General features: G+C 65.7%; 7 protein-coding genes. 6 read left to right on the top strand and 1 reads right to left on the bottom strand.

Annotation, left to right across the window (positions count from 1 at the left end):
• Nucleotides 1-42: 42 nt before the first annotated feature.
• Complete coding sequence (locus ACR9ZH_RS16355; RefSeq protein ID WP_481291820.1) at nucleotides 43-1,731, bottom strand: ShlB/FhaC/HecB family hemolysin secretion/activation protein; 1,689 nt, start codon at nucleotides 1,729-1,731, stop codon at nucleotides 43-45.
• A gap of 314 nt (nucleotides 1,732-2,045) precedes the next feature.
• On the opposite strand from ACR9ZH_RS16355, the gene ACR9ZH_RS16350 reads away from it, so the two are divergent.
• From ACR9ZH_RS16350 to ACR9ZH_RS16325, 6 genes are read left to right on the top strand one after another with little or no spacing between them, the layout of a single operon-like run.
• Nucleotides 2,046-5,060: a TonB-dependent receptor gene (locus ACR9ZH_RS16350; RefSeq protein ID WP_481291819.1), complete on the top strand. Its 3,015-nt coding sequence runs from the start codon at nucleotides 2,046-2,048 to the stop codon at nucleotides 5,058-5,060.
• Nucleotides 5,061-5,071: 11 nt separating this feature from the next.
• Nucleotides 5,072-7,408: a beta-N-acetylhexosaminidase gene (locus tag ACR9ZH_RS16345; protein ID WP_481291818.1), complete on the top strand. Its 2,337-nt coding sequence runs from the start codon at nucleotides 5,072-5,074 to the stop codon at nucleotides 7,406-7,408.
• On the top strand, nucleotides 7,405-9,993 hold the full coding sequence (locus ACR9ZH_RS16340) for a glycoside hydrolase family 3 protein (protein ID WP_481291817.1): 2,589 nt from the start codon (nucleotides 7,405-7,407) through the stop codon (nucleotides 9,991-9,993). Before ACR9ZH_RS16345 ends, ACR9ZH_RS16340 begins: the two co-directional genes overlap by 4 nt.
• On the top strand, nucleotides 9,990-12,365 hold the full coding sequence (locus tag ACR9ZH_RS16335) for a GH92 family glycosyl hydrolase (protein ID WP_481291816.1): 2,376 nt from the start codon (nucleotides 9,990-9,992) through the stop codon (nucleotides 12,363-12,365). Before ACR9ZH_RS16340 ends, ACR9ZH_RS16335 begins: the two co-directional genes overlap by 4 nt.
• Complete coding sequence (locus ACR9ZH_RS16330; RefSeq protein ID WP_481291815.1) at nucleotides 12,362-14,185, top strand: glycoside hydrolase family 35 protein; 1,824 nt, start codon at nucleotides 12,362-12,364, stop codon at nucleotides 14,183-14,185. Before ACR9ZH_RS16335 ends, ACR9ZH_RS16330 begins: the two co-directional genes overlap by 4 nt.
• Nucleotides 14,186-14,219: 34 nt before the next feature.
• A complete protein-coding gene (locus ACR9ZH_RS16325) occupies nucleotides 14,220-15,581 on the top strand; it encodes an alpha-L-fucosidase (protein WP_481291814.1) in 1,362 nt (453 codons plus the stop codon).
• Nucleotides 15,582-15,944: the final 363 nt, after the last annotated feature.

Raw genomic sequence — 15,944 nt, 5'->3', positions numbered from 1 at the left:
TTGCCCCTTGTCGGATGCCGGCACCGGCATCCCTGCCCGTATTCAGTACTGGTAGATCAACTGGAAGCCGGTGGTTGGCTGCTCGGTGTCGAATCCGCGCGGCGCATGGATGCGCCTTCCCGCGAAGACGTCCCAGCTCAAGCCGGCGTAGCTGCCGCGGAGACCGATCACCGCGCCGGTCAACTGGCGGTGCCCTTCCTGCGTGGACGGCCCCGCCACGCGCCCGAGGTCCACGCCGAGGTATGGCGCCACGATCCCCAGCGGAAGCGTCAAGGTGTTGCGCAGGTAGGCGCCGCGCTCACCCGCCAGGGTCTGCTCGCCATCGAATCCGCGTACCGAGTAGCGGCCGCCGATGGTGATGAGTTCGGCGGCAGGCAGGTGATCGGTGGATCGCTGCAGGCGCAGGCTGCTGTCCCATATCGCCTGCCGGCCGCCCAGTTTCAGCGGTTGGCTGAGCGACAGATCGAGCGTGCTGACACCGTAACGGTTCGTCGGAAATCCGACCGCGGGGTCATAACCGGTCCACTGGCTGCCGAACCACGGCGTGCCGCGCCGGTATCCCAATCGCGCATCGATCTGCGCCTGCCCGATGTACTGGCGGTGCACGAGGGCAAGCTCCGCGCTTGCGACACGCTGCCGCTGGATACCCACCTCCACGCCCTGGATGTAACTGTGCGCGCTGCGCGCCGCCAGTCGCATTTCGAGCGAGGTCTTGCTGGACGTGCCGCGCGTCAGCATGCGCTGTGCGGTGATGTCGCTGGAGGTCGAGATGCCGGTAGAACGGAAGCGGGTTTCGAAGCCCTCGATCCACTGCCGGTAGCGGTACGTGGAGATCGAACCACTGAACGTCCACCAGCCCCAGGGGATGCTGTAGGTGGCGTTCTCGCTGAAGGTGCTGCCGCCATCCGCATGGGTGAACAACGCATGGCCCGCGCCGATAGAGAACAGGTCGTTGAGGCCCAGCGGGTTGTCGTACGAGGCGTTGAGGTTGCCCTGATTGCGACCCGTACCCTTGAGGCCCGAGTCGCTGGTGTCGACCACCACATGCCAGCGGCGCGTGGTGTGCACGGTAAGCACGACATCGGATTCGCCCACCTTCTCCCCGGGGGCGATGTCCATGGTCACGTCCTGTGACGGAACGCGCTTGAGCTGCTCCAGGCCCTGCTCGATAGCATGCAGGTTGAGCAGGTCGCCTTCGCGGATGGGGAAGGCGGTACGCCAGTTCAGTTCCGGCGATCCGGGCGCGAAGCGGATACGCCGCAAGGTGCCCGGCACGAGCAGCATGCGCAGGCGGCCATTCGAAATATCTTGCGCAGGAACGCCGACCCGCGTGGTGACGAAGCCACGGGCAATCACCAGGTTGGACAGGCGGCGCTGCAAGGCCTCCAGACCGTCGCGACCCACGCACTGGCCCACGAAACGGTCGAGGTAGCGCTGGGCCCATGCGAAATCCGCCAGCCGGTCGCCTTCGAGCGTCAGGCTCTGCAGCGCGAAGCACGGCGTTTCCTTCGGCAGCGGCGCATCGAGCCGCTCGACCTGCGTCGGCGGGGTGGGCTGGAACGGCGCCTCTTTGCGCTCCGTTTCCCTCTGTTCGAGCTGCTGTGCGCGACGCAGCTGCTCCTGCTTATCCAGCGTGGTCTGCTGCGCCGGCGCCGCACCGGCACCGATCGCAAGCAGGGAAATCAGCCCGTATGCCGTTGTGCGCCAACGGCCTTCCCCTGTAACCCTCATCAGTTCTGCTACTCCAAACCGTCCTGGTTCAAGGGCCCGCGGGAACTCTCGCGAGTGCCGCAGCCCGACTCTTCAAGGGCCGTAATCGGCGGAAAGTGAGGGAACTTTAGGCTCCGTCAGCCATTACGAAATCCGCTGAAATCCCTTATGATTTTTGCTTCATTTCACCAGTAAACGGTGTATTCATATTGACACACTGTCACTCGCGGGAAAGACTCGACCCGCTTTAGCGCTCGATGAGACGCGTTCGTCCCCGCGCAACAGGTGCACGCACGGGGCTATCGGTCAGCCAGCCGCTGCGGGGAGCTATTCCAATGAAGAGTGTCGATCAGGTCCAGCGCGGTGCCGCGCGCTGTCATGTAGGCCCATTCCGAATCGTGCGACATGCGCTCGCCGCGTCGGTCCTGCTTGCCTTCGCCCAGGCGGGCATCGCGCAATCGCTCACGGGCGGTCTGTACGGCCATGAGTCGGCGGGTACCGGGGTAACCGTGCGCGTCGCTAGCGCCGCCACCGGCTTCAGCCGTGACGTCACACCGGACGCCGATGGCCGCTATTCGGTCAGCGGCCTCAACCCCGGGCCGTACCGGGTGAGCCTGATCCGTGACGGCCAGCCGCTGGGCAGCTTCGACGTGGTGGTCAATCCGAACCGCAATTCGTCCGTGCCCGAACTCGGCGCGGCACCTGCCTCTGCGGAACCGAATGCGAGCGACCTTGCCGGCGTACAGGTATCGGCCACGGCAATGACGACGAACATCACGCCCATCGACGTCAGCACGCCAGAGCTCAGCACCAGCTACAACTACAAGCTGATCGATGCCCTGCCCGTCGATCGCAGCCCCGAAAGCGTGGCGCGACTGGATTCCAGCGTCCGCTTCGACCAGCACAACACGGGCTTCGTTTCCATCGGCGGCGCCAGCCCCGCCGAGAACCGCTACTACTACAACGAATTCGACGTCACCAACGACAAGACCTCGCTGGGTTCCACCACCCTGCCGGCCGAGGCGATCAGCGATACCCAGCTCATCACCGGCGGCGCCAGCGCTTCCTGGACCAACGCGACGGGCGGCGTGCTTTCGTCCACCATCAAGCAAGGCAGCAACCAGTTCCGCGCCGGATATTCGCTGTACTTCACGCCGCCCACCTCGCGCTGGCTCAATCCGCGCGGCCACAACACGCTGAACTCGATCGGCGACTATTACAGCTACGCCTCGGCGAACAACCACGACAGCATCGCCCAGCAGTACCTCTGGGCTTCCGGTGCGCTGGTGAAGGACAAGCTGTTCTTCTTCGCCCTGCTCGGCAACGAACCGCCGAGCCAGAGCCATGCCTATGGCCAGACGCAGAAGCAGGACACCAGTTCCCGCGACAAGAACTACCTGCTCAACCTTACCTGGAACATCACCAACAACCAGTCGCTGAACGTATTGGCGCACCGCGATTACTCGCAAAGCTTCAATAACTACTACGACCTCGACGAGGATTACGATCCGAAGTCCGTGGGCGGGTATCGTGCGTGGAGCCAGACGCGAACCGACAGCCGCTTCCTGATCGCCAACTACCATTGGCAGATCAACGACGATCTCGCGCTGCGCCTGATGGGTGGCTACCTCGGTTCCATCGTCTACTCGCCGAGTTCCGGCGAGCAGGACACCGAGTTTCCGTATGTCACGTCCTACGACACGGCCACGCAGGTACAGACCAACATCGGCCGCAACAATGCCGCCTACGTGTATTCGCCTTCGGACTACTGGCGCCGCGGCTGGAAGGGCGATCTTACCTGGCAGCTGGGCGACCATAAACTGGTTTTCGGCGGCGAGTATTACAAGCATTCGCTCGCCAGCACGACCAACTCGGTGCCCGCCGGATGGTTCACCTATTACAACCAGCCCAATGTAGCGCTCCTCAACGGCTCGCTGTCGCCGGCCGAGGGTCACTACGTCAGCCAGTACGTGGACCTGGAAGGAGGTTCGTTCCAGACGATCAACAAGGGTGCCTACGTCGAGGATTACTGGCAGGCCACCGACCGCATGCTGCTTTACGGCGCCCTGCGCTGGGACAACTACATCTACAAGGACGGCGTGGGCAACCAGTTCATGCGCCTTCCGACCACGTCGCCGCGCCTGGGCTTCTCCTGGGACGTGAATGGAGACAGTTCGCTGAAGGTCGGCGGCAGCCTCGGCAAGTACTCGATTCCCCTGCCCTCCTCCTTCAGCTTCGGCGTGGCCGAGCCGCGCACCACGTACACGAACTACTACACCTATACAGGCATCGACCCGAACACGCAGGCGCCCATCGGTCTCAGCCAGATCGGCAGCACGTATTACTACAACCAGGGCGTTCCGACACCGGCGCAGATCGCGGCCACGAACGTCAAGGCGCCGTATCAGTACGAGGCCCAGCTCTACGCGCAGAAGCAGCTGACGCCCGAGTGGTCCGGCCTGGTGCAACTGGGCTGGACGGATCTTCGCCGCGTGGTGGAGGACACCTGCTACGGCGGAGGCGTGCAGGCATACGCGCAGGCGCACGGCTATCCGGGCTATGAGCAGAACAACACCACCTGCTGGCTGGTGAATCCCGGCGAGAAGTTCACGCTCAAGCGTGACTACGATGGCGATGGCGACCTCGAAGCCCTGTCCATTCCCGGCGCAGCACTCGGCATTCCGCGGCCCAAGCACAAGTACTACAACCTCAAGCTCGGTCTGACGCATGCTTCCTCGCCTGCCGAACCGTATTTCCTCAATCTCAGCTATACCTACGCCCGGGAATACGGCAACACCAACGGCCTGATCGACGAGGAACGCCGCAATGCGGGATGGATCGGCCAGACCACCGCGTTCAACTACCCTGCCGTGATGGTGGGCAGCAACGGCGATCTCGCCGGCGATATCCGCCACAGCTTCACCGCCACCGGTACTTACGACTTTGCCAACGGGCTGTCGCTCGGCGGTGTCTTCACGGCACACAGCGGCGCCCCCACCAGTTGCCTCGGCACAGTGCCCGATGCCGCGGATCCGGCTTATCCCCTCGGCGCGGCCACGCATTACTGCGACGGCGTGGTCGACAGGCAGGGCTCCGACCGCCGGCTGCCATTCTTCTGGCAGCTCGACCTCTCGGCCACGTATCACTGGTCGATCAACGCGGCCAACGACCTCAGCCTGCAGTTGAGGATGCAGAACGTCACCAACCGCCAGGGCACGATCGACATCAACCAGGTCTACGATACGGGCTCCCTCGTCGACGGGGCCACGACCGAGAGCGTGAACTACCACGCCGCGACCTGGCAGATCCCGCGCACGACGAGCATGGTGGTGCGGTACACGTTCCAGTGACGGGAGTTCCGATGAAGCGTTGCTTGATCGCAGGGCTGCTCCTGCAAGGCGTGTCGTGCCTCGCGGGGGCGTCGGCCCTGCATGCGGAAAGCTTGCCCGCGTTGATTCCCATGCCGGTGGAAGTGAGGCCGGCTACGGGTTCCCTGCACATCGACGCCCATACCGTCGTCGCGTACGCGCCGGGCGACACGGCGGCGAAGGCTGCGGCGGAATACCTTGCGTCCGAAATCCACCGGAGCCGCGGCCTGTCCCTCGCCGTCACGGCCTCGGACAGGGCCGCCAGGGGCGCCATCGTGCTGAGGACGGACCCGAAGGCCACGGTCGACAAGCCCGAGGGTTATGCCCTCGATGTCGGCAGCGACGGCGTGCGCATATCGGCGCGGAGTGGCGCGGGCCTCTTCTACGGTGCGGTCACGCTGTGGCAGCTGGCGACGGCCGACGGCGGACACGGCGGTACCAGCATTCCCGACGTGGCCATCCGCGACTGGCCGCGCTTCGCCTGGCGCGGCCTGATGCTCGACGTGGCCCGCCACTTCCACGACGTGACGGAAGTGAAGCAGGTGCTCGACAGCATGGCCGAGCACAAGCTCAACGTCTTCCACTGGCACCTCAGCGACGACCAGGGCTGGCGCATCGAGATCAGGCGCTATCCCATGCTCACCAGCGTGGGTGGCTGGCGGACGCCACCCGGCGCGGGCACGCACGGCGAACCCCAGCGCTATGGCGGCTTCTACACGCAGGCGCAGATCCGCGACGTGGTGGCCTACGCCGCCGCGCGACACATCACCGTGGTACCCGAACTCGACATGCCCGGTCACGCCCAGGCCGCCGTGGCCTCCTACCCCGAGGTGGTAGGCGTTACCGCGGAGCATCCCAAGGTGTCCGTGGACTGGGGCGTGAACCCTTACCTCTACAACGTCGACGACAAGAGCTTCGCCTTCATCGAGAACGTGCTCGACGAAGTCATGGCCTTGTTCCCGTCCACTTACATCCACCTCGGCGGCGACGAGGCGGTGAAGGATCAATGGAAGCATTCGCCTACGGTGCAGGCCAAGATGAAGGCGCTGGGTATCGCCGACGAAGATGCCTTGCAGAGCTGGTTCATGGACCGGCTCGGCGAATACCTCGGCAAGCACGGCCGCCGGCTCATCGGCTGGGACGAAATACTCGAAGGTGGCATCCCGCGTACGGCGTCGGTCATGTCCTGGCGCGGCGTGCAGGGGGCCATCGACGCCGCAAAGAAAGACCACGACGTGGTGCTTGCGCCGGCCGGCTGGATGTATTTCGACAACCTGCAAAGCGACCGCGACGACGAGCCGAACGGCCGCCTTTCCGTCCTCGACCTGAAGCGCGTTTACGGCTTCGAGCCCGTCGATGCGTCGCTCACTCCCGCGCAGGCCACGCACGTGCTCGGCACGGAAGCGACGCTCTGGACCGAGTTCATTCCTTCCTCCGCACATGTGCAGCACGCCCTGTTCCCGCGCGTCGATGCCATGTCCGAGATTGCCTGGTCCCCGAAGGAAGCCCGCAACTGGGATGGTTTCCTCCAACGCCTGCCCGCTCAGTTCCGCCGCTATGCGGCGCTCGGCATCGGCCCGTCGGATACGGCCTTCGCCCCCGCCATCCATGTGGACGGGCCCGTGCCGGCCGTCCTGGCCTCGGGCAGCGCCACGGTGCGGATCGACAACCAGACGGGCTTCGGCACGCTTCGCTACACGACCGACGGCAGCACGCCCGGGCCAGGCTCCGCTGCCTATACCGGCGCATTCAAGGTGAACCTCCCCACGACGGTGCGCGCCATTGCCTTTGCCCCGGACGGTACGGCGCTGGCCGCCGTCCGTTCGCGCAGCATCGATCGCGCAAGCCTGCTCTCCCGCCACAACGGCGAGTTCACCAAGTGTCCGGATGGCGGCCTGGGCCTGCGCATGCCGCTGCTTCCCGATCTCGGCGCGATGGACACGGCCGTGTATGACGTGGACCTGTTCCACTCCTGCTGGCTGTACCCGAAGGCGCCGCTGGACGGCATCGCGCGCATCCATGTCGACATGGCGCGGCTGGCACGCAACTACGGCCTGGCCCATGACCAGTCCAAGGTCGCTTCCTATCCGGCGAAGACGGCGCACGGCGAACTGGAGGTACATGAGGGCACGTGCGCAGGCACGCTCCTGGCGAGCCTCCCGCTGCCGCCAGGCAAGGCGCTGGGCGAGCGCTTCTCGCTCGATGGCGACCTGCACGCTTCCCCTGGCGAACACGACCTCTGCCTGCGGGTGACCGCCCCGATCGACGGACCCCTTTACGGTCTCGGTAAAGTGCAGCTCCTCGACCAGGCCATGAAGAAGAAACGATGACGTACCGCTACCTCCTCCTTACCCTGGCCGTCGTGCTCGCAGGGAGCGCGCGGGCCGCGGTGCCGGCCACGCCGGAACAGAAGGCGACCGGACTGGTCTCGCGCATGAGCCTCGAGGAGAAGGTGGCCCAGCTGCAAAGTGCCGCGCCGGCACTGCCGCGCTTGGGCATTCCGGCATACGAGTGGTGGAACGAGGGTCTGCACGGGGCTGCGAGAGCCGGTTACGCCACCGTCTTCCCGCAGGCCATCGGGCTCGCGGCCACCTGGGACCCGGACCTGCTGCGCCAGGTGGGCGAGGTGGTGTCGGCCGAGGCACGGGCCCGCTTCGACGCCATCGGCGCGGGTAACGATCACGGCCGCTACGAAGGCCTGAGCATCTGGTCGCCCAACGTGAACATCTTCCGCGATCCGCGCTGGGGCCGTGGCCAGGAAACGTATGGCGAGGATCCCTACCTCACCAGCCGCCTCGCCGTCGGCTTCGTCGAAGGGATCCAGGGTCCGGACCCCGCGCATCCCCGGGCCATCGCCACACCGAAGCATTTCGCCGTCCATAGCGGTCCCGAGGCAGGCCGGCATGGCTTCGACATCGACGTGTCGCCACATGATCTCGAAGCCACTTACCTGCCCGCCTTCCGGGCAGCCGTCACCGAAGCTCATGCGGGCTCGGTGATGTGCGCGTACAACGCGCTGCATGGCACGCCGGTCTGCGCCGACAGTGGCCTGCTCGGCGATATCCTGCGCAAGAGCTGGGGGTTCACCGGCTACGTCGTGTCCGATTGCGACGCCATCGACGACATGACGAAGTTTCACTACTACCGGCCCGACAACGCGGGTTCATCGGCGGCGGCGATCCGCGCGGGTACCGACCTGGATTGCGGCTTCGCCTACGCAGACCTTGTCGAGGCTGTGCGTCGGGGCGACGTCGCGGAGTCGGTGCTGGATACCTCGCTCGCGCGCCTCTTCGCTGCGCGCTACCGGCTCGGCGAACTCGGACGTCCCGCCGTGAAGCCGACGCCAATAGACACGAAGGCCCATGCCGCGCTGTCGCTGCGGGCCGCACTCGAATCGATGGTGCTGTTGAAGAACGATAAGCGCACGCTGCCGCTGCAAGGCAAGCCGCGCATCGCCGTGATCGGACCGAATGCCGACACGGTGGAGACACTCGAAGCAAACTATCACGCTACCCCGCGAGCCCCGGTCACCCCGCTGCTGGGTATGCGCGCAAGGTTCGGTGCGGACCGCGTGAGCTATGCGCAAGGCTCGCCGGTAGCGGCCGGCGTGCCCGTTCCGGTGCCGGAAACGGCCTTGCGTGCGAGCGGTGCTGGCGATGCCGCCATCGGGCTCACCGCCAGCTACTTTGCCGGGACGAGCTTCGATGGAAAGCCTGGCGCCACCCGAGTGGATCGCACTGTCGACTTCGATTGGGACCACGTCACGCCCGCCGGTTTGCCGAGCGGCCGCTATGCCGTGCGCTGGACTGGCTCGCTGCTTCCGCCCGGTCCTGGCGACTACACGCTTGCCGTGCATGTGGAGCGCTGCTTCGACTGCGCGGGGCACGATCCGGTGCGCCTCTTTGTCGACGGCAAGGCCGTGATTGACGACACCGGCGACGACAAGCATGCCCAGGCAACGCTGCATTTCGCCGATACCCATCCGCACGACCTGCGCCTCGAGTACGTACACAGCGGCGAAGACCAGGGCATCCGCCTCCAGTGGCTGCCGCCTGCCGAAGCGCAACTGGCGGAAGCCGAACGCGCCGTGGCATCGGCCGATGTGACGGTGGCTTTCGTTGGCCTCTCTCCCGACGTGGAGGGCGAGGAACTGCACGTGGACGTGCCGGGCTTCGACGGCGGCGACCGCACCGATATCGGTCTGCCCGCCGCGCAGCAGGCCTTGCTCGAACGAGCGGCCGCCGGCGGCAAACCGCTGGTGGTGGTGTTGATGTCCGGCAGCGCCGTGGCGCTGAACTGGGCGCAGGCGCACGCCTCCGCCATCGTCGCCGCCTGGTATCCGGGCGAGCATGGCGGCAGCGCGATCGCCCAGGTGCTGTCGGGCGACTACAACCCCGCAGGCCGCCTGCCGGTGACGTTCTACCGTTCGGTCCGCGACCTGCCGCCCTTTACCAGTTACCAGATGAAGGGTCGCACCTATCGTTACTTCAAGGGCGTTCCGCTTTATCCGTTCGGCCATGGGCTGAGCTATACGCGCTTTGCTTACAGCGATGCGCATGTTTCGACGGCCACCCTCGACGCGGGACAGACGCTCGCGGCCAGCGTGACCGTGAGCAACAGCGGAGAACGGGCCGGCGACGAGGTGGTGCAGGCCTACCTGAACTACCCGGACGGCGACGAGCTGGCACCGGCGCGCAGCCTGGTCGGCATCCAGCGTGTCCATCTCGCGCCCGGCGAATCGCGCACGGTGAGCTTCCCGCTCGACGCAAGACGTCTCAGTTCGGTGGATGCCGCGGGCAAGAGGGCTGTCGTTGCGGGTACCTATGGCCTCTTCATCGGCGGCGGCCAGCCCGGCGATGCGCCCGGACAGGAGCTCGACTTCAGCATCCATGGCCAACAGGCGCTTCCGCGATGACCATCACCCGTCGGGACTTCCTGCGTGGTGTGGCAGGCACTACGTTGATGGGAATGGGCGCAGGATTCGCTGTGGGAAGCCCGCTGGCGGGCAAAAGGGTGCTCGCGGCAAGGCCCGTTCGCCCGCCAGCGGGCTTTCCACAAGATGCACCAACAAGCTCGGTGCGGGGCTACGTCGACCCTTTCATCGGCACCGGCGGCCACGGCCACACCTATCCTGGCGCCGCCCTACCCTTCGGCATGGTGCAACTGAGCCCGGATACCTACAACGCCGACTGGGACGTCTGCTCCGGTTACCACCAGGGCTACGACTCGATCATGGGGTTCTCGCATACCCATCTTTCGGGTACCGGGATCGGCGACATGATGGACGTGCTGCTGATGCCATCGGCGGGCGACGTGCACCTCGTGCCGGGTCCGCCGGATGCGCCGGACGCCGGTTACCGTTCCCGCTTTGACAAGGCCGACGAAAAGGCCACGCCCGGCTTCTACGGCGTGCTGCTTGGAGACCACGGCATCCGCGCCGAGCTCACGGCCACGTCGCGCTGTGGGCTGCACCGCTATACCTTTCCTTCCGGCAAACCGGGTCACATCGTCCTCGACCTTTGCCATGGCATGCAGGACAACCCGCATACGCCCACGCGCGTGAGCGACGCGAGCCTGCGACTGATCGATGAGCGCACCGTTCTCGGTGGCCGGCGCGTCTACCAATGGGCCAAAGGAAGGCACATCTACTTCGCGCTTCGGCTGTCGCGTCCCTTCGGAAAGGCCGTGCTCTACAGCGAGGACAAAGAGCTCGCGGATTCGGCGAAGGCGGAAGGCACGCACCTCAAGGCCGTGCTGCATTTCCCCGAGGCAGGCATCGCCCCGCTTATGGTCAAGGTCGGCCTTTCCACGGTGAGCGCCGAGGCGGCACTGCGCAACCTGGATACCGAGCTCCCCGGTTTCGATTTCGACCAGGTTCGCGCCGAGGCGGAAGCGCTCTGGGAGCAGGAACTCTCACGCATCCGCGTGCGGACATCGAACGAACGCGACAAGCGGATCTTCTACACCGCCCTCTATCACAGCCTGCTGGCACCCACGCTCGCGAGCGACGTCGACGGCGGCTATCGCGGCATGGACGGCAACGTGCATACCTTGCCCGCGGGCAAGCAGACCTTCACCACCTACTCGCTGTGGGACACCTATCGGGCCCTGCATCCGCTGCTGACCCTCGTGCAGCCGCAGCGCGTGCCGGGTCTGGTCGACAGTCTCGTGCGCATGGCCAGTGAGAGCCCGGAGGGTGCACCGGTATGGCCACTGCAAGGCGTGGAAACCGGCTGCATGATCGGCTATCACTCGGCGGTAGTGCTCGCCGAGGCGCAGGCCAAGGGCTTCACGGGTATCGACTATGCCAGGGCGTGGCCGCTGTTCCGCAAGCGGGCCATGGAAGACGACTACCGCGGCCTCCCCGACTATCGCCGCCTCGGGTTCGTGCCTTGCGACAAGGAATGGGAAGCCACGAGCAAGACGCTCGAATACGCATACGACGACTGGGCTGTCGCACATCTGGCGAAGGGCGCGGGTGCGGAGGACGATTATCGGTTCCTGCTGGAACGATCGCGCAACTACCGCAACGTGTTCGACCGCGATCTCGGCTTCGTGCGGCCGAAGCTCGCCGACGGTTCCTGGGCGACACCCTTCGACCCGCGCGCCCTCGGCCACGGTGCCGCCTGGCATGACTTCACCGAATCGAACGCATGGCAGGCCACCTTCCTCAACCAGCACGACCTTTACCGCTATATGGCGCTGTTCGGTGGCGAGGAAGGCTTCGCGAAGAAGCTCGACGCGCTGTTCGCCGCCTCGTCCGAGCAGCTGCCCGGGGCGCCGCCGGATATCGCGGGGCTCGTGGGCCAATACGCGCACGGTAACGAGCCCAGCCACCATGTGGCCTACCTCTATGCGTACGCAGGACAGCACCACAAGACGCAGGACAGGGTGCGCTCATTGCTCGACACGATGTATGACGACAAGCCCGACGGCCTGATCGGCAACGAGGATTGCGGGCAGATGAGCGCGTGGTACGTACTCAGCGCACTGGGTTTCTACGCCGTCGATCCGGTCAGCGCGAACTACGTCATCGGCAGTCCGCTGTTCGACCGGGCTGAGCTCGACGTGGGTCGCGGCCGCATCCTGGTGATCGAGGCCAAGGGAAACGGACCCGAGGACAGGTACATCCAGTCCGCGACCTGGAACGGCAGGCCGTATACGCGAACCTGGCTGCGCCACGCCGACCTTGTCGCCGGCGGCCACCTCGTCTTTCGCATGGGCCCCACGCCCAACCTTTCCTACGGCGCCGATCGCGCCGATCGTCCGCCATCGGGGAACGCATGAAACGCTCCGCCCTTGCTTCGCTCGCCCTCGCCTTCGCTATGGCCGGCGTGGCGCCCGTGGCGCTCGCCAATCCGCCGGTGACGGTTTCCGGCGAGCACTTCATGCGCGACGGGAAGCCGTACCAGATCATCTCGGGTGACATGCACTTCCAGCGTGTTCCCCGCGCCTACTGGACGGATCGCCTGCGCAAGGCGCACGCGATGGGATTGAACACGATCACCACCTACGTGTTCTGGAACCTCCTGGAGCCAAAGCCGGGGCAGTTCGATTTCAGCGGGAACAACGATGTGGCTGCCTTCGTCAAGGCGGCACAGGCCGAAGGGCTTAACGTGATCCTGCGCCCTGGCCCGTATATCTGCGGCGAATGGGATGCCGGCGGCTATCCAGCGTGGCTGTTCGCCGAACCGGGCATGCGCGTGCGCTCACGCGATCCGCGCTTCCTCGCGGCGTCGGATCGCTACCTCCAACGTCTCGGCCAGGAACTCGCGCCGTTGATGGCAAGCCGCGGCGGCCCGATCATCGCCACGGAACTCGAGAACGAGTACGGCTCGTACGACAACGACAAGGATTACCTCGAGGCCATTCGCGAGCAGTTGCAGAACGCGGGGCTGGCTGGCGACATGATGCTTACCTACGACGGTCCCGACCTCCTGGCCAACGGTACCCTGCCGGGCGTGACCGCGGTGATCGATTTCGCGCCGGGCGAGGCGAAGAAGAGCTTCGACCTGCTCGAACGCTTCCGCCCCGGCACGCCGCGCATGGCCGGCGAGTACTGGGCCGGATGGTTCGACCAGTGGGGCGGCAAACATGCGAAGACCGATGCGAAACGCGAGGCCGACGAGATCGCCTGGATGCTGGAGCAAGGCTATTCGGTGAACGTGTACCTCGTGCACGGCGGCACCAGTTTCGGCTTCATGAACGGTGCCAACTACCAGGGCAATCCGTCCGACCACTACGCGCCGCAGACCACGAGCTACGACTACGACGCGGCATTGGACGAAGCGGGCCAGCCCACGGCCAAGTACACGTTGTTCCGCGATACCATCGCCAAGGCCACCGGGCAGACGCCGCCGCCGGTGCCCTCGTCGGCCCCGGTACGTACGCTGCCGTCCTTCACGCTGAAGGAATCGGCGTCGTTGTGGGACAACCTCCCGGCGCCGCAGGCTTCAGACCAGCCGCAGTCGATGGAGGCTTATGGCCAGGCCTACGGCTATATCCTCTATCGCACCAAGGTACGGGGCCCGTTCCGCGGCACGCTCTACCTGGGCGAGGTGCGCGACTACGCTTCCGTGTATGTCGATCGCAAGGCCGCCGGCACCGTCGATCGGCGGCTCAAGCAGGTCTCCACGCACGTGGAATTCGGCCCGGGCGAACACACACTGGACGTGCTCGTGGAGAACACCGGGCGCGTGAACTATGGCCCACGCATGGCAGACGGTCGCGCCGGCATCGTCGATCCCGTGATGCTCGGCCAGACCATCCTCCACGACTGGCAGGTATTCCCCTTGCCGATGACCTCGCCGGAATCGCTACGTGGGTGGACGACCGCCAAGGTGGAGGGGCCCGCGTTCCATCGCGGCAGCATCGCCGTCGATACGCCGGCCGATACCTTTTTCGATGTGCGCGCCTTCGGCAAGGGTGCCGCCTGGCTCAACGGCGTGAACCTCGGGCGGATCTGGTCGATCGGCCCGCAGCACGACCTCTACGCCCCGGCGCCGTGGTTCCACCGTGGAAAGAATACCGTGGTGGTTTTCGATCTCGAGACGCGTGACGCGCCTTCGCTGCGCGGCGTCGACGAACGCCTCTGGTCTACCCCTTGAAAGACTCTTCCCCCCTTTTTACGAGGACCCGTTCATGTCGATATCTGCACTGCGACGCGCTCTTGCTGTAGCTCTCCTGGCGGCATTGCCCGCCGTCACGCAGGCCGAATCGTTCGCCGACGTGAAGCCTTCGCCGCAGCAGGTGGCGTGGCAGGACCTCGAATTCGGCGTGATCGTTCATTTCGGCACCAACACCTTCCTCGACCGCGAATGGGGCGATGGCACCGCGCCGCCGTCGGTGTTCAACCCGGACAAGGTCGATCCGGACCAGTGGGCTCGCGCGGTCAAGGCGGCGGGCGTGCGCTACATGGTGCTGGTGGCGAAACACCACGACGGCTTCGCGCTATGGCCCACCGGGCAGACGGATTACTCTGTGAAAGCCAGCCCGTGGAAGGGCGGCAAGGGTGACCTCGTGCGCACGGCGTACGAGGCGGCGAAGAAGAACGGTCTCGGCTTTGGCGTGTACCTGTCGCCGTGGGACCGCCACGATCCGCGCTATAAGGACAGCGCGGCCTACGACAAGTACTACCTGGCGATGATGGAAGAGCTGGTGCAGAACTACGGCCCGCTCACGGAGTGGTGGCTCGACGGGGCCGGCAGCGCGGGGCATGTCTACGACTTCGCCAAGTACGTCGAGACGCTGCGCACCTACCAGCCCAACACCATGGTCTTTGCCGACGTGGGCCTGTTCGACTACGGCGATATCCGTTGGGTGGGCAACGAGAATGGCGTGGTACAGGGCGAAAACTGGAACGTCATCGATCGCCACGGACAGCTGCGCTGGCGCCCGCTGGAAGTGGACACGCCGCTGCACAAGCTGCACTGGTTCTACAGCTCGAAGCCCGATTTCGCCACGTCGCTGAAAAGCGTGGACGAGATCATGGATAACTGGGAGAGCAGCGTCGGCAAGGGCGGCCAGCTCATGCTTGGCATCGCCCCGGACCGGCATGGTCTGTTGCCCGAAGCGGACGTGAAACGCCTGGCGGAGTTCGGCAAGGCGCTGAAGGCGCGCTATGGCAACGAGGCCAACCTCGCCGCGAAGCACGAAACGACGGACGAAAACGTGGCGGCGGCCCTGGATAACGATCCGGCGACGTTCTGGTCGGCACCCGCCGGGTCCGCCAACGCCACGCTGGAAGTCGACCTTGGCCGCGACGTGACCTTCGACCATGCGATGAGCATGGAACGGCTCGACGACGGACAGAACGTGCGTGGCTACGCCGTGCAGGTGTGGGACGGCCAGGAATGGAAGACCGTGGCGCAGGCGGAGGCGATCGGCCACATGAAGATCGATCGCTTCCCGGCAGTAACGGCGAGAAAGGTCCGCCTGAACATCCTCTCGTCGGTCGGCACGGCGCGCATCCGCGAGTTCAAGCTATTTAACGTCGGCCGCTGAAGTTGTAGGAGCGCGCCTTGCGCGCGACATCTTTTGGGGCCGTGACTTGGAGCTGGCGCGCCAGCTTTGGGGGCTGGCGCGAAAGGCTGTCGCGCGCTGCGCACGCTCCTACACGGAGCCGGTACCGATGCGGTAGGAGCGCGCCTTGCGCGCGACATGTTTTGGGGCCGTGACTTGGAGCTGGCGCGCCAGCTTGGGGGCTGGCGCAAAAAGCTGTCGCGCGCTGCGCACGCTCCTACACGGAGCCGGTACCGATGCTGTAGGAGCGCGCCTTGCGCGCGACATCTTTTGGGGCCGTGACTTGGAGCTGGCGCGCCAGCTTGGGGGCTGGCGCAAAAAGCTGTCGCGCGCTGCGCACGCTCC

It is taken from the genome of Luteibacter sp. SVR4-7G (genome assembly GCF_056755555.1).
This window is presented reverse-complemented; position numbering and strand designations above follow the sequence as displayed.